Genomic DNA, 22,681 nt, shown 5'->3' with positions numbered 1-22,681 from the left:
TTTCGGTCTCCCAAAAAATGAATAGCTTAAGAGTGGGGTTTATTTTCATAAGAAAGGTGGGAAAGTACAAAATAATCAAATAGAAGGGGATGTGAATACATAATGCCAGTTCAAGTACCGAAAGATAAAGGAATTGACCGAACATTGTCGATCTTTATGGATGGTTATGAGTTTATTCAAAAACGTACTCAGAAGCATCATCTAGATGTGTATGAAACAAAAGTTCTTGGTAAGAAGGTCGCTCTTCTAAGCGGTGAATCAGGTGTGAAACTGTTCTATGATAATGAAAAGATGAAGAGGAATGGAGCGATGCCTCCTCACATACTGAACACACTCTTTGGAAAAGGCGGGGTCCAGACGTTAGATGGAAAGTCTCATGAACACAGGAAACGTTTGTTTATGTCACTGATGACACCAGAAGGACTCGATGAATTGCACAAATTGACGACTCGACAGTGGGATGCATATACACGTAAGTGGGAGAAAAAGAATAAAGTCAATCTTTTCAAGGAATCCCTGGAGTTACTTACAAAGGTTGGATGTGAATGGGCTGGTATACCAATCGAAGAGAAAGCAGTACCAAAACGCTCCAAAGATTTAAACAGATTAATTGAAGGTGCATCAAAAATCGGCCCCCAGTATCTTGCAAGTCTACGGGCAAGGAATCGATTGGAAAAATGGATTGAAAGCGTCATTCATATGGTGCGTCAAGGGCAGCAAGAAACCAGGAAAGGGTCTGCCCTCTACGAAATGGCTTTCCACCAAGACCTGAACGGGGACCTTCTTGATAAACAAGTGGCAGCAGTCGAATTAATAAATGTCATTCGCCCTCTTGTAGCCATATCACGTTATCTGGTGTTTGGCGCTGTTGCACTTGAGGAAAATCCGGAGTGGAAAGAAAAGATTCATTCTCATGACGAAGACCTCCGATGTTTCGTTCAGGAAGTGCGTCGCTACTACCCCTTCTTCCCTTTTCTGGCTGCCCTGACAACCAAGGATTTTGAATGGCAGCAATATCATTTTAAAAAAGGTCAAATGGTGATGCTTGATTTGTATGGTACGAATCATGATCCCCGGATCTGGGAGAACCCTGATCATTTCGAACCCGGGCGGTTCAAGGATTACAAGGGCAGTATCTATGAACTGGTCCCACAAGGCGGTGGAGATTATGATACCGGTCATCGTTGTCCAGGTGAATGGCCGACAATTGAAGTCATGAAAGCGAGCTTCTCCTTCATGAGTAAGCATCTTAACTATGAGCTGCCGAAGCAGGATATGAGCTATAGTCTCCGGGAAATCCCAACGCTTCCGAAAAGTGGTTTCGTGATGAAGAAGGTATACAATAAATAACTTTGTTGCGTTTGCACTCTGCAATATCAAACAGCGAGAGGCGGGGTATCATTCCGCCTCTCGCTGTTTGATACAAAATATTGCACTCTACCTAAATGATTTAGTATAGATGATGGGAGCATTCATACAATCCTCTGGATCATCCAATAATTCTATAATGGCTACACCATTTATCTTTGCTTTAATCGTGTCTCCCCTTCCTAAACAGTGCTCGAATCCCTCGGCTAATTTTTCAGGGGAAAGTTTATTGGCCAAAGTACAGTGTGGAATCCAATTTCCAGGAAGATAAAGTGGATTGGCCTTCCGTTTAAAAGAATGAAAATAATCGTAATGAGACGAGTGAAAGTCCAGAAGCTCCCTCGTAACGGTTGGGGAAAGAAAAAGAGTGCCGAAGTTCAAAAAAGATCCTACTGTATTAAATGTGATGCGGAAAGATGCGGTATGTTCATAAAAGGTTTCTAAAGAATCTATGTATGCCTCTTTGTCTAATTCCGTGTAACTGCCTAATGTAATATGAGGACGGGCATCTTTGATTTCTTCTTCATAATAAGAAATGTCCTTAACCGCTAGTTCTTTCCAAATCCCTTTAATCAGCTCTTCTGTTTGCTCATCGAATAGAGCGATGACCCAATACATAGGCAAACCACCTTTCTTCACATACGGAATGTAACATATCCGGTATGTCTAACTCTAACACAGTCTCCCTCAAGATAAACCAAATGTAAACGCTTAAAGATTTACTACATGAATAGTTTGTATATATCCTAAAATTTAATAAAATCTTTGACATCGGTAAGAAAATGATGTAAATTACCTTATGGACGAACATTTATAAAATAAACAAACTTTAATATTCGTGTTTAGGGGTGTAATGATGGAAAATGTATTTGATTACGAAGATATTCAATTAATTCCTGCAAAATGTGTGGTTAACAGCCGTTCTGAATGTGATACGAGTGTAACACTGGGTGGACATACGTTTAAACTGCCAGTAGTCCCAGCCAATATGCAAACCATTATTGATGAAAAAATCGCTGTCTATTTAGCTGAAAATAATTATTTCTATATTATGCATCGTTTTAATCCTGAAGAGCGTGTGTCATTCATTAAAGATATGAAGTCACGTGGATTGATCTCTTCTATTTCAGTAGGGGTAAAGGAAGAAGAGTACGTCTTTGTCGAACAGCTTGCTGAAGAAAAGCTTGTCCCTGAATTCATTACGATCGATATTGCACACGGCCATTCCAATGCCGTCATCAATATGATTCAACATATTAAAAAGCATGTACCTGAAAGCTTTGTGATTGCCGGGAATGTTGGTACACCAGAAGCCGTAAGAGAATTAGAACATGCCGGGGCCGATGCTACCAAGGTTGGAATCGGACCGGGTAAGGTTTGTATTACAAAGATCAAAACAGGCTTTGGTACAGGTGGATGGCAGCTGGCTGCACTGAGATGGTGCGCTAAAGCGGCTACTAAACCTATCATCGCGGATGGAGGCATCCGTACCCATGGTGATGTTGCAAAATCAATCCGCTTTGGTTCCACTATGGTGATGATCGGATCCCTTTTTGCCGGCCATGAAGAATCTCCTGGAGAAACGATTGAAAAAGACGGTAAACTATTCAAAGAATACTTTGGATCTGCATCCGAATTTCAAAAAGGTGAAAAGAAAAACGTTGAAGGAAAGAAAATGTATGTTGAACATAAAGGTTCATTAGAACACACCCTGATTGAAATGGAACAAGATCTTCAATCCTCCATTTCCTATGCCGGGGGAACAAAACTTGAATCCATCCGTACTGTAGATTACGTCGTGGTTAAGAATTCGATCTTTAATGGGGATAAAGTATATTAATCTTTAAAAGGTGAAAGGTGGGCAATGTTTGCTCACCTTTTTTGGTTATATCACAATGAATTCGTAGGAGAAACAGTCTTTCCTGCAGTAACCACATTCGCATGAGGAATTCGACTATTCAATTCTTGGAGTAATTTTTGTGGCTTTTTTAAATTTCCTATTACAATATTGTATTGTGGATACCCCATTTTCACATTCATCCTGGACATGCGTTTTAGCTTATCAGGCATCTTGTCGCGGTATTCCTCTTCATCGATCAGAACGAGCCCAATAAAAGAATTCCGGTAAATTTCGTAAGGAACATAGCTTTCAATATCTTCCCAGCGAATGTGAACGGGTTCATCAGGCAACACATATAAAACCAAATGCTCCATAGTCATGCTTACATGAGGTACATCATTAGAGAGCTTCTTAAAGATCTGAATCAAACAAAAGAGAAAAAACACTCCTCCTAACGCAACAATCCCCCCTATCATATAGTTCGTATCAATAAAGAAAAACTCATACGTTAAATACAAACACAATAGAACAAACAACACACATCCAACCGCAATCAAACTCAACTTCTTCTTAGATTCATAAAAATCAACAACCTTCTCCTCCATGACCAGTCCCCTTCCATAAATATACATATCCAATCTCTTATACCCGAAATTACTATATTTAAACCTAACATTTGAGGGACGGACCTCTGAAGGATTGAAGGCGGGCTCTTTCCTTCCTTCTTCCCGAGGTCCGTCCCTCTGAATGTTTATAGACACCAAAAAAATTATAGCTATAATTAAGTGTAATATGATCTTGGGAGGTGAAGGAACAATGGCGAGACTTATGTTAATGGTGCTTTTGTGTATGGCATTTATGACCAATCCGATTCAACAACAGTCACATCAATCCATATTATCAAGCTTTGATGATGAGCCTACCATTTCGGATCACCTGTTTCTAGCAGATGAAGCCATGATTCCCGACACGGCCCCTTCTCTCGTCCATAAACAAGATGATATTCCTCTTAATAAAATGACCATTACCTTTGACTCGGACTTCGGCATGAAGGCTTTCGAACAACGTCCATTTTGCTTTGAAGTTCTTCCCGATTCGTTGGGTTTTCTAGAAGTGGTCAGGTCCCATTCAAATTACCTCTGAACCTTACATTCCTTTTTCATCATTGTTAATAAGTTTGTTTCTGACAGAAAAGAGATTATTTGTCCTGCATTTTACTAATATAAATTGAAGATATTCGACTGGAGATAGATGAATGTTAAATTATACGACTTTCAATAAAGCGAGGAATATACGATGAATCTGGGATTCGGTGAAATAGCGATTATACTGTTTGTTGCGCTTTTATTCTTTGGACCAAGCAAACTGCCAGAGCTTGGAAAAGCCGCCGGTGCTACCCTCAAAGAATTCAAAAAGGCAGTAAGTGGAATAATGGAAGACGAAGAACAACAAAATCAGCCGCCTTCAAATCAGGAAGACAAGAACAATAATATGTAACCATTACAAGGGACGGACCTCTAGGAGTGATGATTCTTTCGTCATTATTATTCTCTAAGAGGTCCGTCCCTATTTTATTCCTTTCCGCTATTTTTTCTCTGCAATGATTGTGAATAAACCAGGTATGTTATCTTCAATTCCTATAGGCGCTTTGGCTGGAAACGCCCATCTTATTCCGGCTTCCTCTTCTAATTGAGTAATGGTTAAGCCGGTAGTGCCGATTGCTGTGATGATATCACCAAGTGTCCACCTGCGAATTCTATTCTTAGCTGATGGGTGCAGTGGATCGGTCTTCAATAGTTTCCGGAATGCAACACCCACTTCCTGTGCACCACTATCAAAATAATCGCGTGCTGCCACCATTTTCGTCCCCTCAAGCGTCAATAGCTTGGAAGCCTCCCCTCTAAAAAACACGAACCTGCCTGAGTGCAGGCAAGTTCGTGCTGAATTAATTGAATTTGATGTTTTGTAATGTTTTAATGCTTTGGGTATCCTTCAGTTCTCCGTAGAAGAGGATACTTGGATCTACCTTTATGATTTTCCCAGTGGGAGAAGACCACTCTTTAGTGGATGCTACTAAAAGCGCGTCTTGGTTAATATACGCTTCTGACATCTTTCTATTAGCTGGATGAACAAACGTTATCATCTCTTCCCGTTCGTCAGATCCCAACACGGCAAACGGTGTATCCCTTAAGACGAATTCTTCCGCTCCTCCATAGTATTTATGGAAGATTCCCTCCGAAGGAAGTGTAATGTAACTGGTTTGTAACGTTTCTCCCAACTTGAAGAAAGCATCCAGATCGAGTAATTCTTTCTCAATCGTTTGCCCTGAATGTTGATGAATTTCTGCATAAACGGTAAGCACCGGTACTTCCGGCAGGGTCAAGGCGTATTGGTGAAGAATGACACCTTTCATTTTCTCATGCTGCTTAAACTCTGTAGTTAAACAGAGGCCTGACCAACGATGACCGTTATGATCCACCTTCGTCACTGATTCAATCGTTGTCTTCTCTTTCAGCATGGAATACGCACTGATATTTCGGAAGGAGTAGGCAATCCCACCGCCCCATGGGTTCCACCAGGCACGGGGTCCCGGGGTCGGGTATTGATGATCGAGTGCTTCCCTTCCATTCATACTTAATGAATAAATTCCAGGATAGTAATCCGATGAGGCCTTAAACGACACCACCCCATTATCAACAGACCAAATATCATTATGTTGTCCGATCTTCACATCGCTTTTTCCTTTAACAAATTTCAAGGAATCCACCCTCGCCGTTTGACTGTTAGACGAAAAATCTCCGGAGATCCATTTTACTCCAGGGGAATTATGTTCAACTTCCACAGTCACTTGAGTGAGAGCATCATCTTTCAATACTTCCTTCACAAGCGTACCACCCTCGTGCCCAACAGTTAAAGTCCCCTGAATATAAGGGGTCATCATGGAATTGAATGAATAATCCTCTATGGCACCGATAGTAGAAACAACATCTCCATTTGCTTTTCCGAAAGTATAAAGAGGGAGTTCCTTCCGCTCGGTTTCATCTCCTACAATGAATTCACGCCACTTCGACCAGTGTTTTGAAGTGTTGATCCCAACCTGGATCGGACCTAAACATAGCTCCTCATGGGCAGGAATCAAATCCATATCATATTCCAAACCTATTCGCCAATCATCTTTTCTGGCAATGGCATTCTCAGGCCAGGATAAACCGATTGTATCCCCTATGGATGCTTCGAGAAACATCCATCGCTCTGAAATAGCTTTATCATCAATATACTCGACGAATGGAACCAGGGACTCATTACACTTCAAGACCCCTTCATTTTGAGGTACTGACAGGCCTTCCAGACTTGTGAACACCGGCTGAATCAAAGAAAGATTCTTCTTTTCCTGATCCCCTGTATTGACCACCTCATGCTTGACTTCCACTAATCCCTCTCCATATATCTTGAAATATGAATTCAGTAATACGGAAGGAAAGGCTTCTGAAATGAGTGATGTTTTCACAACCAATGCCTCAGATAACTCGATGAATTCAATGGAAGAGGCTTCTTTTTTTGAAAACTCTTCGCTATATGGTTTACCCAATTTGGGAGTGAAAAAGGAAATGGGATCCCTGGTGAAAGCAGTGGAGCCGATTTTCACCATATGATTTCTTTTTTCGATCTCTACATAGTGCGGTCCATTATATCCAAACCAGTGCTCGTCTGTTTCCCCGCCGAATTTCGCCCCGAACCCGGGAAATGCAAATTTCAAAGTAGTCGTAAAGGTAGAGAGGTGTCCGTTTTCCCACTTGACCTCTACGACTATTTCTTCTGATAAAAACCCATTTTTCAACAGTTCAACAGGTATTGGGATGGAAACTCTCCCCTTGGCGCCGATCTTCTCGTTCACCTCATGCTCTTCCCAAGAGATCACTTTATTCTCAGGTAATTTGACTGTCCAAGTGGTATCTTCGCGCACCTGACTTTCAAGGTCGAGATAAACGATTCCCTTACTGTGGGGTCTCCAATTCTTTTTAACAGATCTTATGTTCACTTTGCCTGCCTGCTTAGGATATACCCCCATTTTCAGCGAAAGAGCTTGATTATTTATTTTGATTTCCGCCCCAATCGTGGGGTGGGTTTTCCATGGACCTGGGTCACTTTGAGGCATAGAAACCTTCGCTGTATAATCCCTGATCCATTTGTTTTCGACCTTATAGGTATCTTCGAAATCATGTTCAGCTATCGATGAGGAAACACCTTTAATTGAAACTTCAATCGGCTCCTTGCTGCGATTTTCAACATGATAGTTTACATAATGGTCTTCATTTTCCAAAAGTTTGAATTCCGGTACGTTCATTTGAACTAAATAATCCTGTGTTTCAATTAAACGAATACCCCGTCCCGTTCGTTCAAATTGAATGCGGACGAACTCTTCATCGGCTTCCCACTTGTATTCATAATACGTATGTTCATTAACCTTCAAAGCATCCGGTTTGACTTCAATTAAACGCTGACTGGTTTGATACCAATCATGTTTCTCGAAAAAAGGCTTCAATAGATCGAGTTGAAGCACCATTGGGATGAAATTCATTAAATGAACGGTATCATCACGGTCTTCCCAGAAAAATCCGCATTTCTTATAAAGTGGGACAGCTTTTGTATTTCCAGGCCAGGTAAACAAGTCTAATCGTGGCCACTGTAATTCCACCGTCTTCTCAATGGCTTTTAAGACAAGCTGTTTACCTATCTTTAACCCTTGATATTTAGGATGGACATTCAGTAACGGAATGTATAATGCACCTACATCTTCACGATATTCAGAAAGTCCGCAGTATCCTGCAACCTCGTCCCCTACCATGGCTAAAAATAGATGAAGATTGGTGGAACTCTCTTCCTTGTCCTTCACATCCTGTTCTGTTGTAACGGTGGAATCCCCGCCCCAGTTTTCACGACTTTCATTCCACATTTTGGCGATTCCTTTTGCTAATCCTTCATGATATTCTACGATTTTCACTTGCTGAAGCGTTGTCTTCATAATATCCTCCCAGGCTATGTTTTAATTGAAAGAACCTCATAATCATTGATATTTTGACTTGCATCGACGATTGAAATCATCGTCATCGCCTCCTTTCAATGTGTTGGAAAGATTTTCTTCCCACATCCACAGTGTAAGATTTTATGCGGATTAAGTAAAGAATATTCTAACTAAAAAAATAATTCATTAGTCTTCAAATCATAAAAAGGGAATAATTTCAGACAGACAAGACAACCTACAAGATAAAAAGAGGGTAATGCTTTTGAAATGGATCAGGTTAGTTTCAATTGTTCTTTGTTTGATGGTCATGCCGAACCTGTCAATCGGGGACGGTACTCATATCCTTCATGCTCAGCAGGAAATTCCGTCTTATGCAAAATGGGGAAGTCTGGCTGTGAGAAAAACGAAAGAAAGGTATCCTAATGCTGAGATCGTGGATTACCTTCACATTGGAAAAGAGCATGGAACGAAGATTTCAACCGAAAAGTTCAAGTTATGGTTAAGGCAGAATGGTAAAGAATTCGGAGTGTTTATTGATATTCAGTTTGAAACGGAAACCGAGAAACTTCTCGATATTAAATTTAGGGAAACGGATCGCTAGTTTTTTTCAAAAAAAGAGATCAAAGGATTCTTCATCCTTCGATCTCTTTTTGCCACTTTCACCGCCCATATCAATTAGATCTCTTCATTAGGTCTGTTCTTATGTATTTCGGTTGAAGCAGTGGCAACTCCAATAATGGCACCATCCTCGTTTAGAAGGGGGTGAGCATAAACATTGTATGTGATCTCACCAGATGGCAACGGAAGGGTAATGACACGACTGATGGGCATTTTTTCAATCAATACTTCTTCCTTCAGTTTCATCAGGGCACGATTCCCTTCATTATCATCCAGCTCCACATCTGTTTTTCCGATATGATCTTCGGGAATGAGATCAGGAGTATTAAAAATCCATGTGTACCGTAATTGTGTATCACAATGAGCCAGTATGACAGGGGCATTTTGTAAGGCGATGGAGAATGGATTCTCCTCCAGGTTAAAACTTGAAGCATGAAAATCCAGCACTTGACCTAACTTGATCGTCACTTCAGCACTGGGTTTCCGGATTCCATTTTCAATTTGGGCATAATAGGATCTTTCAATAAAGGCTTTTGCAGCTACTTCCTGCTGGGTCATCTTTTTCCTTTTTCTCAACTTAGTAAGCCAAGTTCTTTTATTCAACCCTCAATCCCCCTTCTGAACCATAATGACAGAACAACAAATGAATACTGCATGTTAGAAAGTGTCTAAACAGACACTTTTTTGAGTGCGAATCTTCTGTATAATAAATAGGTAGGAATATATCAAACATCATTCCTTCACCTCTTCAATGAAACACCTTACTTCCTCAAATAGTAACATTGCTTTTGTACTCTTTATTAAAAATCATAACATAGAATCCAAGGTTACCTCTATTCTTTTTTCCAAATATATTTACATAATTAGACAACCCTCAAAGTTGATTAATAGTAGGAGGTTATCATATGCCTATGAAGGCCGTTCAGGACGAAGATAAATATCTTGATTTCATTAATCGTATCGTCGAGTCAAAATCAGGGCTGATTCAGGAGAGAGCGAATATAGACCCTTCCTATTCGAATATTGTCGAAGTATCCATTAGAAAGTGGAGAGGCGATTCCATCGAGGTACTGGCTGATTCATTGCGAATGGCTAAGCATCCAGGAAACATCGAAAAGTGGGCTTGTTCTTCTGTTACGCTATTCAAGCAGCTGGACGTTTCTCTTGAAGTTGCGATAAACGATCTTCATTACTTTCGCAAAATGATCGGAGAAGTGATTAAAGCAGAGGCGATCGATCAGGAGCTGTCGATTGAAACGTTCTACGATTTACTTTCTCACTTTCATACAGGGGTGGACCTGGCCATTTTTCGAATCACAATCGCTTATTCTCATCCCCTTTCGGATTCAATCAGTGCTGAGCTGTCCATCCCCATCGTCAAGGTGACCAATTCGATTGCCATTCTTCCACTTATTGGAGACATTGATGCCTCACGATCGAAAGATTTAATGGAAAGGGCCCTCACAAAAGGGTCTGCAATGGATTTACACTATCTGATTATTGATCTATCGGGTGTTACGGTTGTTGACACGATGGTGGCAGACCAATTATTTAAAGTGGTGGCAGCCCTTAAATTAGCCGGAATTCAGGCAGTTTTGACAGGGATTCGACCAGAAATTGCTCAAACCATGGTTAATCTGGGAATTGTCATCACGCATATCCCAACATTCGCCAGTCTCCATACTGCCCTCATACATTTACAAAAAAGCAAGAGCATCCATAAGGGTTAGGGTGCTCTTGCTTTTTTCATGCTCCATCACAAATCAAATTTTGCCTTCGCTATCTAATACATTAGAGAATATTTTTTAGTTCAAGAGGAAAAATGAGGATATGAAATTTCCAGGAACCATGATCAACTCGGAATGAAATGAATGAAAAAGGATGGTGTGCATGACTGATAAGAAAGCGCTATGTTCAAGTGAGCTGGCTACTTTGTGGATGACATATCAACAAAAGACAATGACTCAGCGTATACTTGAGTATTTAATAGAGAAAGCGGACGATGAGGAAGCAAAACATATCCTGGTTGATACACATACAAATGTGAAAGAATACGTCGGAAGGCTAACCTCTTTGTTCGAAGAGGAGGGATGTGTGATTCCCCGCGGGTTTAACGAAGAGGATGTAAATCCCGGGGTTCCTAAACTATTTGATCACCATTTCGATATTGTGTTTCTTAGGCAGCTTAAAGCCATCAGTATGGGCTTACATACGTTACACGTCAATATGTCATACCGGAAAGATCTTATCCTCTTATACAAAGAGTTGACCGGCTTCACTCAATCTGTATATGAAAAGTGCATGGACTACTTACGCCAAAAGGATGTTCTACCTGGGTCTCCTGCCGTGACACTCCCAAAATCGATCGAATTTGCTCAAAGTCCTAATTATATGGCTGGTTTCAACATCTTTTCGGATAAAAGGGTGTTGAATACGGTAGAAGTTGCCTACCTTTATTTTGGGATAGAATCAAATACATTGGGAATGCAGATGATGACGGGCTTTGCCCAGGTGGCAAATGAATCGGAAGTAAAGAAATACTTCATTAAAGGAAAAGAATTATCAAAGAAAATCGTAAGCGACTATTCTAAACTGCTGCTGGAAAGTGATATCCAAGCCCCTTCTTCACCCGGAGCGAAAGCAACCGATTCAACGGTTGCGCCCTTTTCAGATAAGCTCATGATGTATTGCACCTCCCTTTTCACTAATTTCGGCTTGGGGAGCAATGCCCTGGGGACTGCTTTCAGCTTACGCAGCGATCTTCCAGTCAAGCTGGCGTCGACTGCAAAGGACATTTTAGCTTATGGGCATGATGGAGGTAAAATAATGGCCAAGAACGGTTGGATGGAACAGCCTCCAAGTATGGAAGATCGAAATAAGCTATTTAAATAGTTTGTATTGTTTTTGTTTTCGCCATAAAACAGACAAAAGCAGATGTGCCATCATTCATATGGCTCACCTGCTTTTTTAGCTGTTATCTTTGATTAAAAAATCGTAAATCATTTTCCCGATCTGAGCAATCGTGTCTTTCCCTGATTCGGTCTCTCCTAGTCCATCGATAAGTACCGCTATATAAGCCGTTTTCTCCCGGAACTTGATAATGGCGCAATCATGCTCAACCCCGGGCAATTCTCCTGTCTTGTTTCCGATATATACTGCTTCCCTGTCCATTCTCGATGGGATTTTGGTATCAAATTGTTGCTGCCCTAAAATATGCAGCATTTTCACCCTGCTCGTCTGACAGTATTCCTTACCAATGTCCAATACCTTCAAACAGGTAATGATATCGAGTGCCGAGGTATAGTTATTCACCCCATGCTCCAAAGCTTCGAAATCCATCATTTTCCTAAGAAACCTGGTATGCTTTAATTTTAATGAATGGCAAAGCTCTTGTATGGCATTCGAACCAAGCCGATCGATAAGAAAATTTGTGGCAGTATTATCGGAAACGATGATCATAAGCGTAACAAGGTCCTCTATAGTTAGGGTAAGTTGATCTGAAAGTGACACAAGAACTCCAGCCCCGCCAACTCTCCCCTCTTTAGGAATCGTAACTATATCACTAAGGAAAATGTCCCCTTCCTGTGCTTGACGGAAAGCTTCGAGTAAAATGGGGATCTTAATTAAACTGGCAGCTGAATAAGAGCGGTCCCCATCAATGTGGAAGGAGTGGGATGGAAGCTCAACGGCCACGCTCACCCTTCCTTTACAGCGAACCATTATTTCCCTTATTTTATATTCCAGTACATTCTTCATTTATTTTCTTCATTCCCTTACTTTGTGACTGCCACTTCGTCATGTTTCATTGTGATTTCCTTGTCGTAAAGGTGACAAGCTACAAAATGCCTTTCCTCTACTTCCTGCCATTTAGGTTTATGGGTGGCACACGCTTCCATGGCTGCCGGGCAGCGGGTTCTGAACACGCAGCCAGTCGGGGGATTGATCGGACTTGGTATTTCTCCCTGTATGATCATCCTTTCACGTGAATCCTCCACATCCGGATCGGGAATCGGTATCGCGGAAAGCAATGCCTGAGTATAGGGGTGGAGAGGTTTCTTATATAACTCTTTACTTTCGGTAAGTTCAACGATATGGCCTAGATACATCACACCTATACGGTTACTGATGTGTTTGACCATCGAAAGGTCATGTGCAATAAAGAGAAAGGTGAGGCCCTTTTCTTTTTGCAGTTTCGTTAGCAAATTTACAATTTGTGCCTGTACAGAAACATCAAGTGCAGAAATAGGCTCGTCTGCAATAATGAAATCCGGATCAAGGGCAAGTGCCCTTGCAATGCCAATACGTTGACGCTGTCCCCCGCTGAATTCGTGAGGATAACGATTGGCATGATCACGATTAAGCCCTACGTCCTCCAGAAGTTGATAAATGCGTTCCATCTGCTTTCTTTTATCCTTGAATAAGTTGTGTGCCTCCATAGGTTCAGCGATGATTTCCCTTACGGTTGAGCGGGGGTTCAGAGATGCATATGGATCTTGGAAGATCATCTGCATATTCCTGTAAAATGATTGTTTCTCCTTATCCGAAAGTCTGTGTACGTTTTTACCGTCATAGAAGACCTCCCCTTCTGTCCGGTCGTATAAACCGATAATGGTGCGACCGGTCGTGGACTTTCCACAACCGGATTCCCCCACCAATCCGAAGGTTTCTCCTTTATATATATCAAATGAAATACCGTCCACGGCTTTTAATGTCTTTCCCTTTTCCAGGTGGAAGTATTTCTTCAATTCTTTCACTTCGAGTAACGCATGATTCGTCATGGGGATTCCTCCGTTTCTTCCCAGTAGCGTCTGGCTGCGCACAACTCTTTTTCATAATACGTTCCATTAAATGATAGAATCTCTATTGTTTTCCCGGTGTTGGGGGAGTGTATCATCTTACCTTCACCATAATAGATGGCAACGTGATGAATGCTGCCTTTTCCTTCCTCGTATGCGAAGAACAAGAGGTCACCAGGTAATAAGCGATCCAACGGTACCTCTCTCCCCTCCTTTGCCTGGTCATTCGCATCCCGTGGAATCAAGTACCCCTGTGTTTTGCACATCGTGTAGCTGAATCCAGAGCAATCAAACCCGTAGCTTGACATCCCGCCCCATAAATAAGGAAGATCAAGGAATAATTCTCCTGATGAGACGATGTCCTGGCCACTTCCCCTTCGATCATTCACTTTCGATTTAGATACCATGATATCTGTCTGCCTTAAAAACCTTGTGCCCAAAGGAGTCTCCACTTCTATTAATTCATCATGCTCTTTCACAATCGGTAAAATGGTTTGAAAGCTGAGTTCTAATTCGGCTTCATTCTCTTTATTGATCAAGTCCGTGAATTTACTTATGACAATGGCATATGTGTCCGCTTGGGCTGACTCTCCCGGTATTAGCTGAACACTCGGGATCCAGCCGGGGTACCCGCGTCCGTCTTTTGAAGATGATTGATCCGGTATGAGGACATGGGACCAACCGTTACTCTCTTCCAACACGAATACTTCCTGACCGAATAATGCTTGAGATTGTACACGGTTCTCATCACAAAGTGCTAAGCGCGTATCATACGTTAAAGAGTCCAACCAATCTGTAATATGAGCAGGATTGGTTATGGCGGGTGTATCCAAGTCACGTGCAGAATCACTATTTGTCCATAGAGTTGCTACAGGTACTGCAATTTGTGCCTTAGTCGTCATTTGATTTCCCCCTCTATTCATACTTTTACTCTCTCTATTCCAAGACCGGCTTTTGTCGGCAACGTAATCTTCCGGCCGTTATAAAGTATTCCCCCGACTACGATATCATCAGCCAGCATGAGTGGTGCATCGAAATCAAACCGAGTGACATTTTTCCTGCTTGCCGCAAAGTGGGCTGCAGCCGTTATTCCCAGTCTGGTTTCAATCATGCTGCCCACCATACATTCAACTCCGCACACTTCCGCTAGGTCGTTTATTTTCTGAGCCTGATAGATTCCCCCCGCTTTCATGAGTTTAATATTGATGAGATCGGCACTTCGTGTTTTTAATACTTCAAAGGCTTCATACGGAGTGAACACACTTTCATCAGCCATGATCAGGGTTTCGACCTCATCCGTGACCATCTTCAAGCCTTCAATGTCATGCGCGGGGACTGGCTGCTCAACTAATTCGATATTCAGGTCAAGATCCTCCATCTTGCGAATCGCTCTGATTGCGGCTTTTGATTCCCATCCTTGATTGGCATCAAGGCGGATTTTGACATCATAACCGATTCGTTGGCGGATTTCGTGAATTCTTTTTATATCTGTTTCGATTTCATCTTTGCCTACCTTCACTTTCAGTACATCAAACCCTTTATTTACATAAGCTGCTGCGTCATCACCCATTTCTTTCGGGTTGTTCACACTCACCGTATAATCTGTCTCAAGCTCATCCCTGTACCCTCCCAGAAATTGATAGAGTGGCAAGTGACAATGTTGAGCCAGGCAATCATAAATGGCCATATCCACTGCAGCCTTCGCACTGGTATTCCTGATGAGTAGCGAGTGAAGATGTTGAAAAAGATTCTCATGGTTTAATAGGTTTTTGCCCATTATCGCGGGTTTGATTACTTGTTGGATGCTATGTTCGATGCTGGATAAACTTTCTCCCGTAATTACCACGGTAGGAGGTGCCTCCCCCCAGCCGATGACCCCGTTGTCGCAAGTCAGTTTGACAACGATGGCTTCCGCCACTGTCACCGTACGCAAAGCGGTCTTAAAAGGGGTATGTAAAGGGACGGCTGTCCTGAACGTTTCAAGTTGATGGATCTTCACTCGTTCTCACCCTCGCTTATGCCTGATTCGATTATAAATGAATGTTCAAATGTATTCATTGTTCCAATACTGCCCACCGGAATGGCTATATTAGGTGAAGAATGACCGATATTAAAACCTTTTAGAGCAGGTTTTCCGGCATTCGCAATATGTTCTGTCAGAACTTCATCAAGAGTCAGGGAACGTTCACGCTTCTTAGGCACGCAGTTCTTAAAGTCACCAATGATGATTCCGGAAGCATCTTTGAATTTATTGGCCATTTTCAACTGATTCAGCATTCGATCGACTTGATAGGGCTCCTCATCGATATCTTCAATAAAAATGATCTTTCCCTTGGTATTCACTTCGAAGGGTGTCCCCAATGTGCTCACAAGCAGGGTGAGGTTCCCGCCAATCACGTGGCCGGTCGATACACCTTCTGAGACCGTCTCAAGTTTGGTTTTGTCATACGTATAGTCAATATCTTCCGTATGAAACAACTGTCGGAAAGATTCCTTTGAGGCTTCATGGACGTCCTCGAGTCCGATATCGGAACTTAGCATCGGTCCATGGAAGGTCACGAGACCTGTTTGTTGATGAATGGCCGTATGTAAAAAAGTAATATCACTGTATCCCCAAAAAATTTTCGGGTTTTGACGGATCAGTTCGAAATCCAATCTTGAAACAATACGTCCCGTTCCAAAACCTCCACATGCACAGAAAATGGCTTTCACATCCTGATCTGCAAACATCTTATGGATATCATCTATTCTCTCTGTGTCGTTACCTGCTAAGTACCCATATTTCTTATGTACCGAGTTCCCAACCTTTACTTCCAATCCTAATTCTTCAAGGAACCGGATTCCTTTTTTCAATGGTTCTGATTTTGGCGGGCTTGCAGGAGCTATGACCCCTACCTTATCCCCTTTTTTTAGTTTAGAAGGTTTCATCATCATATGTTCCGGACCCCTTTCGTAGAAAAAGAGGGAGTGGGCGCATGGCCATAAAGTGTGCCGACGCGCCCCTCCACTCATCTTGTATGACAATCTTTATTTTTTATCAGCCCACTTTAATTCCATGTAGCCGACCGGGTGACGGACGATGCCTGTCAAATCTTCATTTTGTAGATACACATGATTATAGAAGTGAATCGGGATGATCGGCATTTCATCCATTAGGATTTTTTCTGCTTCATACATCATTTCGAATCGTTTTGTTTCATCCGCTTCATTCTTTGCTTGTTGGATCAGCTTGTCATAATTCTCATTACCCCACCCTGTCCGGTTCATGGAATGTCCCGTCTGGAAGTTTTCCAGGAAGTTGATCGGATCAGCATAGTCCGCTAAGAAAGAACTACGTGATAACTGGAACTTCAACGCCTTTTGTTCATCCTGGAATACGTTCCACTCCATATTGGCCAACTTTACATCGACATCTAAGTTTTCCTTGAACATTTGTTGAAGGGCTTCAGCAATTTTTTGATGAGTATCACTAGTGCTGTATGTTAAAGTGACTTCCGGTAATTTGTCGTATCCCTCTTCTTCCATCCCCTTTTTCAAGAGGGCTTTTGCTTCTTCCACATCCGTTTTCACCAAGTCTCCGTTTGCTTCACGGAAGTCCTTGCCTGCCGGATCTTTAAACCCTTTTGAAACGAATCCGTAAGCTGGTTTTTCTTTATTCTTTGTTACAAAGTCAACCATTTGCTGTTGATCCACAGCCATGGCGAATGCTTTTCGGATGTTTTGATTTTGGAAAGGCTCTTTTTCTAGATTGAAACGATAAAAGTACGTTCCAGCCTGGTCTTCAACATTCACTTTACCTTCTTCAAATAACTGTTTACTTAAATCCGCCGGTACGTCAGCTGTATCCAGTTCACCGGTTTTGTATAATTGATAATCCGTATTGGTATCGTTTACCATGGCCCAATGAACTTTATCCAATTTCACAGAGTCTTTATCCCAATATTGATCATTCTTTTCCATGACGAAATGGCTGTCATGCTCCCATTCCGTCAGTTTGAACGGACCGTTGGCAACGAACGTATCCGCTTCTGCAAACCATTCCGGATTCTCAGTAGCAACCTTCTCATTGATAGGGAAGAATGCAGGATTGGCAATGACGCTCAAGAAATAGGCTTGTGGACTTGTCAGTGTGACCTCGAATGTTTTCTCATCCTTCGCCGCCACTTTCACTTCGTCAGCTGAACCCTTTCCAGTGTTGAATGCCTCGCCACCTTCAATGAAATATCCAAGGAAAGCAGCCGGTGAACCTGTGTCTGGATTTAATAGGCGTTTCCACGCGAATACAAAATCTCCGGCAGTGACATCATCACCGTTTGACCATTTGGCATTGTCCCTGATGTGGAAGGTATATACTTTCCCATCTTCCGAGACATCCCATTTTTCAGCCATGGCAGCTTCAGGTTCATGATTGGCATTTAGACGGGTCATCCCTTCCATTAAATTGTTCAATGCTGTCCAGGAATAGGAATCAAATCCGATTGGTGGATCGAACGACGTTGGTTCTGCTCCATTATTCAGATGGAGGACCTTTCCTGCGTCTTCTTTCTTACTGTCCCCGCTGCTTGACTCACTGCCTGCATCCCTCGTGGCCGTACAAGCTGCCAACATGAACAGGAGCATCCCCACTAGGAAGACCGATAATAGCTTTTTCATAATTTTCCCCCTCTAATTCTATTTTTCTATCAAACGATCAATTTAACGAATGGTTAAGCTGACCGATGAAAGCTTCACTTTGTTGGCTCGTTTATCCTGAAGCCAGCAGTCGACATGGTGTTCATCCGTTAATTGTGTCTTCACAGGATACACACGGTCGCATACTTCCATGGCTTTTTCACAACGTGGGACAAATGGGCACCCGACAGGAGGAGAAAAGAGATCTGGCGGAGAACCGGGAATCGGTATCAGGTCTTCCCCATCAAGATCAAGCCTTGGAACGGATCCCAGTAGACCTTGAGTATACGGGTGTTGTGAATGATAAAAAATTTCTCTCCTGTTTCCTTCTTCTACTATCTTCCCTGCATACATGACGGCGATCCGGTCAGCCACTTGAGCCACGACTCCTAAGTCATGCGTGATTAATATAATCGATACACCCGTCTTCTTCTGGATCTCTTTAAACAATTCAAGTATTTGGGCTTGTATGGTAACATCAAGGGCCGTTGTCGGTTCATCCGCAATCAAGACATCCGGTTCACATACAAGGGACATGGCAATCACAATACGCTGGCGCATCCCTCCGCTGAATTGATGAGGATATTGCTTTAACCTTTCCTCCGGATTTGGAATGCTCACAAGCTTAAGCATGTCGATTGCTTTTTGTTTCGCATCTTTCTTGGATACATCGTTGTGTTGCAAAATCCCTTCCATGATTTGTTCACCAATGGTCAACGTAGGATTAAGTGCCGTCATCGGATCCTGAAAGATCATGGAAATATCGGCTCCCCGCACTTTCCTCATTTGGGGTTCGGTTACCTTTAAAAGGTCCCTTCCCTTAAAAAGGATCCTGCCTCCAGTCACTTTCCCGGGTGGATTCGGGATCAGTCTCATAATGCTTTGTGATGTCACACTCTTCCCGCATCCGGATTCGCCTACAATCGCCAGCGTCTCCCCCTTATGTAAATCAAAGCTTACTCCCCTGACCGCCTTGACCTCTCCACCATAGGTTGTAAAGGAGACATGGAGATCTTGTACAGATAAAACTTTACTCATGGTGATTACCTCCTTAATTTCGGATCCAGTGCATCCTGTAATCCGTCTCCCAACACATTGAATGAAAACATAGTCAATGAAATGAATAGTGCAGGAAAGAATAAACGCCACCAGTACCCTGATAGGATCGTAGATAACCCATCATTGGCCATCACTCCCCAGCTTGCATAGGGTGCTTGAATGCCGAGTCCAAGAAAGCTTAAGAAAGCTTCAGCAAAGATCGCGCTGGGTATCGTCAATGTCATTTGTACGATAATCGGGCCCATTGTATTAGGGAGCAGATTCTTTCTGATGATGCGTGCGGTTTTCGTCCCGAATGTTTTTGAAGCCAAAATAAATTCATAGTTTTTAATCTGAAGCACCTGTCCCCTTACGATCCTGGCCATTCCGATCCACCCGGTCACCGTTAAGGCTACGATGATCGTCAAGAGACCCGGCCCCATAACTACCATCAATAGAATGACGACAAGCAGATATGGTAACCCGTATAATATTTCAACAATACGCATCATGACATTATCCGTTTTTCCGCCCTTATAACCTGCAATGCCACCGTATACAATCCCGATCACAAAGTCGATAAGCGCTGCCATGAACCCTACAAACAACGAAATTCGTGCACCATACCAAGTACGGGTGAATACATCTCTGCCCATATCGTCCGTACCAAACCAGTGTTGACCAGAAGGTGGGAGATTTTGATTTGAGAGCGTTTGCTTAGTGACGTCGTGTGGAGAAATAATCGGGCCGACGACCGCCATGATGATTAAAGTAGTTAAGAATACTAATCCAAGCATGGCCAGTTTATTTTTCACGAGGCGCTTCCAGGCATCCTGCCAATAGGAAAGACTGGGTCTAACCACTGCTTCAGCATCCTCTTTATTCCTCTTCTTGGGTGCGAACCATTCATCCCTGACATCTGGAGTCACGAGTGGCTCTTGTTGATTTGGGACTCCCATCATTTTGCCTCCTTCTTGTGTAACTTTATCCGTGGATCAAGGAAACCATATGCCAGGTCGACTAAAAATAGCATGACGATAAGAAAGGCACTGTAAAATACCGTTGTTCCCATAATGACGGGATAATCTCGTTGGTTAATGCTTTCGACAAAGTATTTTCCCATACCTGGAATGGCAAAGATCTGTTCAATGACGAAGGTTCCTGTCAAGATTCCAGCAGCAAGTGTACCCAGGACAGTGACCACCGGCAGCAATGCATTTCTCAACGCATGCTTAACGACAATCTTGAATGGTGACAATCCCTTAGCGCGTGCTGTCCGTATATAATCCTGAGTCAACACTTCCAGCATACTCGAGCGGGTAAGACGTGCAATGATGGCCATGGGCCCTGTGGCTAATGCAAGAGTCGGGAGAATCATGTGTCGCCAGCTTGTCCATGTGGCAACCGGGAGGATTCCCCACGTTACAGCCACTTGTTGAATCAATAATGTCGCCATGACGAAATTAGGAATTGAAATGCCAAGTACGGCAAATGTCATCGCCATATAGTCAATGATCCCATTATGCCTAAGGGCTGCTAATACCCCGAGGATAATTCCTGAAAGCACTGCGATGATCAGTGTTGTCATACCGAGTTCAAATGAAATTGGAAATCCCCTCCCCAGTAAATCATTCACTGTTTGGGATGGCTGCGTGATAGAAGGACCAAAGTCCAATGAAATAAGCGATTTTAAATATAGAAAATACTGCACCATCAGGGGCTCGTTCAAATGATAATGGGCTTCTAAATTTTGTTGTACCATTTCACTCGTATTCCGTTCTTCATTGAAGGGGGATCCGGGTATGGTATGCATCAGGAAAAAAGTTAATGTCACAATCAGCCAGAGGGTTATGACCATGGCCAGTAGTCGTTTCAATAAATATGTACTCATTGATCAAACACTTCCTAACAGAATGTTGTTCTCATCGCGAGTTCAGTCATGACAAGCATGGCTCTATAGGCTTCAAGGATATCCCCGGCCTTAAATCTCACAATCGTTGTATCTTCTTCATGAATGGTACCCGGCATGAGACTTGCCCACTCCGCCTGTCCGTAATTCGCAAACTCGATACGTAAAGTAGGATGTTCAGGAGGAGTAAGTGGTTGTACATTTTTCTTATTATGTATCGCTTCTTCTGTTTTCTTTTTTAATAATTGTCTTGATTTCTCCGGGGTTAGGCTCTTCGCAACAGATCGGGAAATCGTTTCCTTCACCACGGCAGTTGTCACATTTGGAATGAATGCTTCTGCTTCCAGCGCAGCCTGATCATCCCCTGCAACCAGTAATACAGGAACACCGTAGTACCCTGCAACGTATGCATTGAATCCCAATTCCCCAACGGCCACATCATTGATGTACATGTTTCTCACCCCAAAGATCATGGAATGGGACATCACCCCTTTCATGGAAGCCCGGGCATGATAACCAACAAAAAAAGCCCCATCAAACGTCTTATCCAGTCCTTGAACCATGGAATATGGTTTCACTCCACCGGATATCAGTTTCGTTTCAGGGTGCAGTTTTTCTATTAACAAATTGTTCATTTGTGAATGACTGTCATTTACCAATACTTCCTTACAGCCCGACTCAAAGGCAGTAGTCACAATGGCATTGGCCTCTTCTGTCATAATGATTCTTCCGCGTTCATAATTATGCTTATCTGATGAGACATGAGTATGATCAACCAGTCCAGTTATACCCTCCATATCAACTGACATATATACGTTCATAAAGTGTTCCCTCCTTTCTTAGGAAATATTTATTAAATTTTCTTAATATTATAATTATTATAGCATTTAATTACAATCATTTTTTGAATAAAAAGGAATATATTCCTATTTTCATAAAAAAAGGAAGTATGGACTATAAAACGTTATTTTCAACTGTATCTTTCTCCATGAAGGAAAACGGAATAGTTCAATGGAATGATAAAAACGGATTAAAATAAATAAATGCGATGGATTTCCTAATCGAAATCACACCGCATTCTTTTTCTATATATATGTCAAATATCATCGATGTACAGTATTCAATGAGGGACATAAGACTTAGCTTTATTTTATTGATATATTATTTATTTCGCTGTTAAACCTTATTCGTATGAAGACTTTCATAAGAAAAAGACCTGGGGGTACTCATCTCTCCAGGTCTTAAACTCGGTGCATGTATGTTAGCTTATTTTATTCTTCAATTTTTCTGAGTGCTGAGAGCCCATCTCTGCCACTAAATCAAGTAATTCTGCTTTCGTTGTCTCATCTAGGCCTTTATAAATAAGGAAAGCTTGCGTTGCATCAGAAGTAATCAACTTTCTGTATAACTTTGAGATT

Annotated in this window: 22 protein-coding genes; 7 read left to right on the top strand and 15 right to left on the bottom strand. The window is 42.2% G+C overall.

Features of this window, described 5'->3' with window-relative positions; all coding sequences use genetic code 11:
- The first annotated feature begins 102 nt into the window (after positions 1–102).
- Positions 103–1,350 carry a CYP152 family fatty-acid peroxygenase CypC gene (gene cypC / locus P8596_RS12110; protein WP_254651515.1) on the top strand — a complete coding sequence of 416 codons (1,248 nt, stop codon included), beginning with the start codon at positions 103–105 and terminating at the stop codon, positions 1,348–1,350.
- An 87-nt stretch (positions 1,351–1,437) separates the two neighbouring features.
- On the opposite strand, the gene P8596_RS12105 is transcribed toward cypC, so the two are convergent.
- Positions 1,438–1,986: a 2'-5' RNA ligase family protein gene (locus P8596_RS12105; protein WP_279724005.1), complete on the bottom strand. Its 549-nt coding sequence runs from the start codon at positions 1,984–1,986 to the stop codon at positions 1,438–1,440.
- A gap of 238 nt (positions 1,987–2,224) precedes the next feature.
- On the opposite strand from P8596_RS12105, the gene guaC reads away from it, so the two are divergent.
- Positions 2,225–3,208, top strand: a complete 984-nt coding sequence (gene guaC / locus P8596_RS12100) for a GMP reductase (protein ID WP_305882345.1) — start codon at positions 2,225–2,227, stop codon at positions 3,206–3,208.
- A gap of 50 nt (positions 3,209–3,258) precedes the next feature.
- Here guaC and P8596_RS12095 read toward each other — a convergent pair whose 3' ends face one another.
- Positions 3,259–3,813 (bottom strand): STM3941 family protein, encoded by a 555-nt coding sequence (locus P8596_RS12095; protein WP_224520006.1) that lies wholly within the window; start codon positions 3,811–3,813, stop codon positions 3,259–3,261.
- 211 nt (positions 3,814–4,024) lie between these two features.
- On the opposite strand from P8596_RS12095, the gene P8596_RS12090 reads away from it, so the two are divergent.
- A complete protein-coding gene (locus tag P8596_RS12090; protein ID WP_279724004.1) occupies positions 4,025–4,351 on the top strand; it encodes a hypothetical protein in 327 nt (108 codons plus the stop codon).
- Positions 4,352–4,504: 153 nt separating this feature from the next.
- Positions 4,505–4,705 carry a twin-arginine translocase TatA/TatE family subunit gene (locus tag P8596_RS12085; RefSeq protein WP_254651512.1) on the top strand — a complete coding sequence of 67 codons (201 nt, stop codon included), beginning with the start codon at positions 4,505–4,507 and terminating at the stop codon, positions 4,703–4,705.
- An 87-nt stretch (positions 4,706–4,792) separates the two neighbouring features.
- On the opposite strand, the gene P8596_RS12080 is transcribed toward P8596_RS12085, so the two are convergent.
- Entirely contained in the window at positions 4,793–5,068 is a 276-nt protein-coding gene (locus P8596_RS12080) for a hypothetical protein (RefSeq protein WP_279724003.1), read from the bottom strand.
- An 85-nt stretch (positions 5,069–5,153) separates the two neighbouring features.
- Positions 5,154–8,231, bottom strand: a complete 3,078-nt coding sequence (locus tag P8596_RS12075) for a GNAT family N-acetyltransferase (protein ID WP_279724002.1) — start codon at positions 8,229–8,231, stop codon at positions 5,154–5,156.
- 256 nt (positions 8,232–8,487) lie between these two features.
- Between P8596_RS12075 and P8596_RS12070 the strand changes: the two genes are divergently transcribed.
- Entirely contained in the window at positions 8,488–8,832 is a 345-nt protein-coding gene (locus tag P8596_RS12070) for a DUF3889 domain-containing protein (protein WP_397545320.1), read from the top strand.
- 74 nt (positions 8,833–8,906) lie between these two features.
- Here P8596_RS12070 and P8596_RS12065 read toward each other — a convergent pair whose 3' ends face one another.
- Positions 8,907–9,452 (bottom strand): helix-turn-helix domain-containing protein, encoded by a 546-nt coding sequence (locus tag P8596_RS12065; protein ID WP_224520011.1) that lies wholly within the window; start codon positions 9,450–9,452, stop codon positions 8,907–8,909.
- A 302-nt stretch (positions 9,453–9,754) separates the two neighbouring features.
- Here P8596_RS12065 and P8596_RS12060 point away from each other — a divergent pair, with 302 nt between their 5' ends.
- Together P8596_RS12060 and P8596_RS12055 are read left to right on the top strand one after the other, a co-directional pair.
- Positions 9,755–10,579 (top strand): STAS domain-containing protein, encoded by an 825-nt coding sequence (locus P8596_RS12060; protein ID WP_279724001.1) that lies wholly within the window; start codon positions 9,755–9,757, stop codon positions 10,577–10,579.
- Between the two features lie 160 nt (positions 10,580–10,739).
- On the top strand, positions 10,740–11,741 hold the full coding sequence (locus tag P8596_RS12055) for a DUF3231 family protein (RefSeq protein WP_279724000.1): 1,002 nt from the start codon (positions 10,740–10,742) through the stop codon (positions 11,739–11,741).
- A gap of 75 nt (positions 11,742–11,816) precedes the next feature.
- Here the strand turns inward: P8596_RS12055 and P8596_RS12050 are convergent, their stop codons facing one another.
- The 10 genes from P8596_RS12050 to P8596_RS12005 all read right to left on the bottom strand — a co-directional run bounded on the left by P8596_RS12050 (position 11,817) and on the right by P8596_RS12005 (position 22,084).
- Positions 11,817–12,605 (bottom strand): serine hydrolase, encoded by a 789-nt coding sequence (locus P8596_RS12050; RefSeq protein ID WP_279723999.1) that lies wholly within the window; start codon positions 12,603–12,605, stop codon positions 11,817–11,819.
- A 17-nt stretch (positions 12,606–12,622) separates the two neighbouring features.
- Positions 12,623–13,627, bottom strand: coding sequence for an ABC transporter ATP-binding protein (locus P8596_RS12045; protein ID WP_279723998.1), 1,005 nt, complete (start codon positions 13,625–13,627; stop codon positions 12,623–12,625).
- Positions 13,624–14,547, bottom strand: a complete 924-nt coding sequence (locus P8596_RS12040; RefSeq protein ID WP_279723997.1) for a C40 family peptidase — start codon at positions 14,545–14,547, stop codon at positions 13,624–13,626. Before P8596_RS12040 ends, P8596_RS12045 begins: the two co-directional genes overlap by 4 nt.
- A 17-nt stretch (positions 14,548–14,564) precedes the next feature.
- The gene (locus P8596_RS12035; RefSeq protein WP_279723996.1) at positions 14,565–15,644 is read right to left on the bottom strand and encodes a mandelate racemase/muconate lactonizing enzyme family protein; all 1,080 of its coding nucleotides are present in this window, start codon (positions 15,642–15,644) and stop codon (positions 14,565–14,567) included.
- Positions 15,641–16,579 carry a S66 peptidase family protein gene (locus tag P8596_RS12030; RefSeq protein ID WP_279723995.1) on the bottom strand — a complete coding sequence of 313 codons (939 nt, stop codon included), beginning with the start codon at positions 16,577–16,579 and terminating at the stop codon, positions 15,641–15,643. The genes P8596_RS12035 and P8596_RS12030 overlap by 4 nt, the downstream gene beginning before the upstream one ends.
- A 93-nt stretch (positions 16,580–16,672) precedes the next feature.
- On the bottom strand, positions 16,673–18,298 hold the full coding sequence (locus P8596_RS12025; protein WP_279723994.1) for a peptide ABC transporter substrate-binding protein: 1,626 nt from the start codon (positions 18,296–18,298) through the stop codon (positions 16,673–16,675).
- A 42-nt stretch (positions 18,299–18,340) separates the two neighbouring features.
- A complete protein-coding gene (locus P8596_RS12020) occupies positions 18,341–19,354 on the bottom strand; it encodes an ABC transporter ATP-binding protein (protein ID WP_279723993.1) in 1,014 nt (337 codons plus the stop codon).
- A 5-nt stretch (positions 19,355–19,359) separates the two neighbouring features.
- Positions 19,360–20,313 (bottom strand): ABC transporter permease, encoded by a 954-nt coding sequence (locus P8596_RS12015; RefSeq protein ID WP_279726997.1) that lies wholly within the window; start codon positions 20,311–20,313, stop codon positions 19,360–19,362.
- Positions 20,313–21,245 carry an ABC transporter permease gene (locus P8596_RS12010; RefSeq protein ID WP_079533849.1) on the bottom strand — a complete coding sequence of 311 codons (933 nt, stop codon included), beginning with the start codon at positions 21,243–21,245 and terminating at the stop codon, positions 20,313–20,315. The genes P8596_RS12015 and P8596_RS12010 overlap by 1 nt, the downstream gene beginning before the upstream one ends.
- Before the next feature lie 14 nt (positions 21,246–21,259).
- Positions 21,260–22,084 (bottom strand): M55 family metallopeptidase, encoded by an 825-nt coding sequence (locus tag P8596_RS12005; protein ID WP_279723992.1) that lies wholly within the window; start codon positions 22,082–22,084, stop codon positions 21,260–21,262.
- Positions 22,085–22,681: the final 597 nt, after the last annotated feature.

Origin of the sequence: Rossellomorea sp. DA94 (assembly GCF_029834455.1) — a bacterium.
Taxonomy (GTDB): domain Bacteria; phylum Bacillota; class Bacilli; order Bacillales; family Bacillaceae_B; genus Rossellomorea; species Rossellomorea vietnamensis.
Note: the sequence above shows the minus strand (reverse complement) of the source record. Positions and strands in the feature narration are given on the sequence as shown.

What these genes read in the sequence shown, in the direction of transcription:
- P8596_RS12020 (WP_279723993.1), bottom strand. Translation starts at nt 19,354, where the DNA reads ATGAGTAAAGTTTTATCTGTACAAGATCTCCATGTCTCCTTTACAACC.
- P8596_RS12060 (WP_279724001.1), top strand. Translation starts at nt 9,755, where the DNA reads ATGCCTATGAAGGCCGTTCAGGACGAAGATAAATATCTTGATTTCATT.
- guaC (WP_305882345.1), top strand. Translation starts at nt 2,225, where the DNA reads ATGGAAAATGTATTTGATTACGAAGATATTCAATTAATTCCTGCAAAA.
- P8596_RS12015 (WP_279726997.1), bottom strand. Translation starts at nt 20,313, where the DNA reads ATGGGAGTCCCAAATCAACAAGAGCCACTCGTGACTCCAGATGTCAGG.
- P8596_RS12055 (WP_279724000.1), top strand. Translation starts at nt 10,740, where the DNA reads ATGACTGATAAGAAAGCGCTATGTTCAAGTGAGCTGGCTACTTTGTGG.
- P8596_RS12025 (WP_279723994.1), bottom strand. Translation starts at nt 18,298, where the DNA reads ATGAAAAAGCTATTATCGGTCTTCCTAGTGGGGATGCTCCTGTTCATG.
- P8596_RS12075 (WP_279724002.1), bottom strand. Translation starts at nt 8,231, where the DNA reads ATGAAGACAACGCTTCAGCAAGTGAAAATCGTAGAATATCATGAAGGA.
- P8596_RS12070 (WP_397545320.1), top strand. Translation starts at nt 8,488, where the DNA reads ATGCTTTTGAAATGGATCAGGTTAGTTTCAATTGTTCTTTGTTTGATG.
- P8596_RS12095 (WP_224520006.1), bottom strand. Translation starts at nt 3,813, where the DNA reads ATGGAGGAGAAGGTTGTTGATTTTTATGAATCTAAGAAGAAGTTGAGT.
- P8596_RS12105 (WP_279724005.1), bottom strand. Translation starts at nt 1,986, where the DNA reads ATGTATTGGGTCATCGCTCTATTCGATGAGCAAACAGAAGAGCTGATT.
- P8596_RS12090 (WP_279724004.1), top strand. Translation starts at nt 4,025, where the DNA reads ATGGCGAGACTTATGTTAATGGTGCTTTTGTGTATGGCATTTATGACC.
- P8596_RS12005 (WP_279723992.1), bottom strand. Translation starts at nt 22,084, where the DNA reads ATGAACGTATATATGTCAGTTGATATGGAGGGTATAACTGGACTGGTT.
- P8596_RS12050 (WP_279723999.1), bottom strand. Translation starts at nt 12,605, where the DNA reads ATGAAGAATGTACTGGAATATAAAATAAGGGAAATAATGGTTCGCTGT.
- P8596_RS12030 (WP_279723995.1), bottom strand. Translation starts at nt 16,579, where the DNA reads ATGATGATGAAACCTTCTAAACTAAAAAAAGGGGATAAGGTAGGGGTC.
- P8596_RS12045 (WP_279723998.1), bottom strand. Translation starts at nt 13,627, where the DNA reads ATGACGAATCATGCGTTACTCGAAGTGAAAGAATTGAAGAAATACTTC.
- P8596_RS12040 (WP_279723997.1), bottom strand. Translation starts at nt 14,547, where the DNA reads ATGACGACTAAGGCACAAATTGCAGTACCTGTAGCAACTCTATGGACA.
- P8596_RS12085 (WP_254651512.1), top strand. Translation starts at nt 4,505, where the DNA reads ATGAATCTGGGATTCGGTGAAATAGCGATTATACTGTTTGTTGCGCTT.
- cypC (WP_254651515.1), top strand. Translation starts at nt 103, where the DNA reads ATGCCAGTTCAAGTACCGAAAGATAAAGGAATTGACCGAACATTGTCG.
- P8596_RS12010 (WP_079533849.1), bottom strand. Translation starts at nt 21,245, where the DNA reads ATGAGTACATATTTATTGAAACGACTACTGGCCATGGTCATAACCCTC.
- P8596_RS12080 (WP_279724003.1), bottom strand. Translation starts at nt 5,068, where the DNA reads ATGGTGGCAGCACGCGATTATTTTGATAGTGGTGCACAGGAAGTGGGT.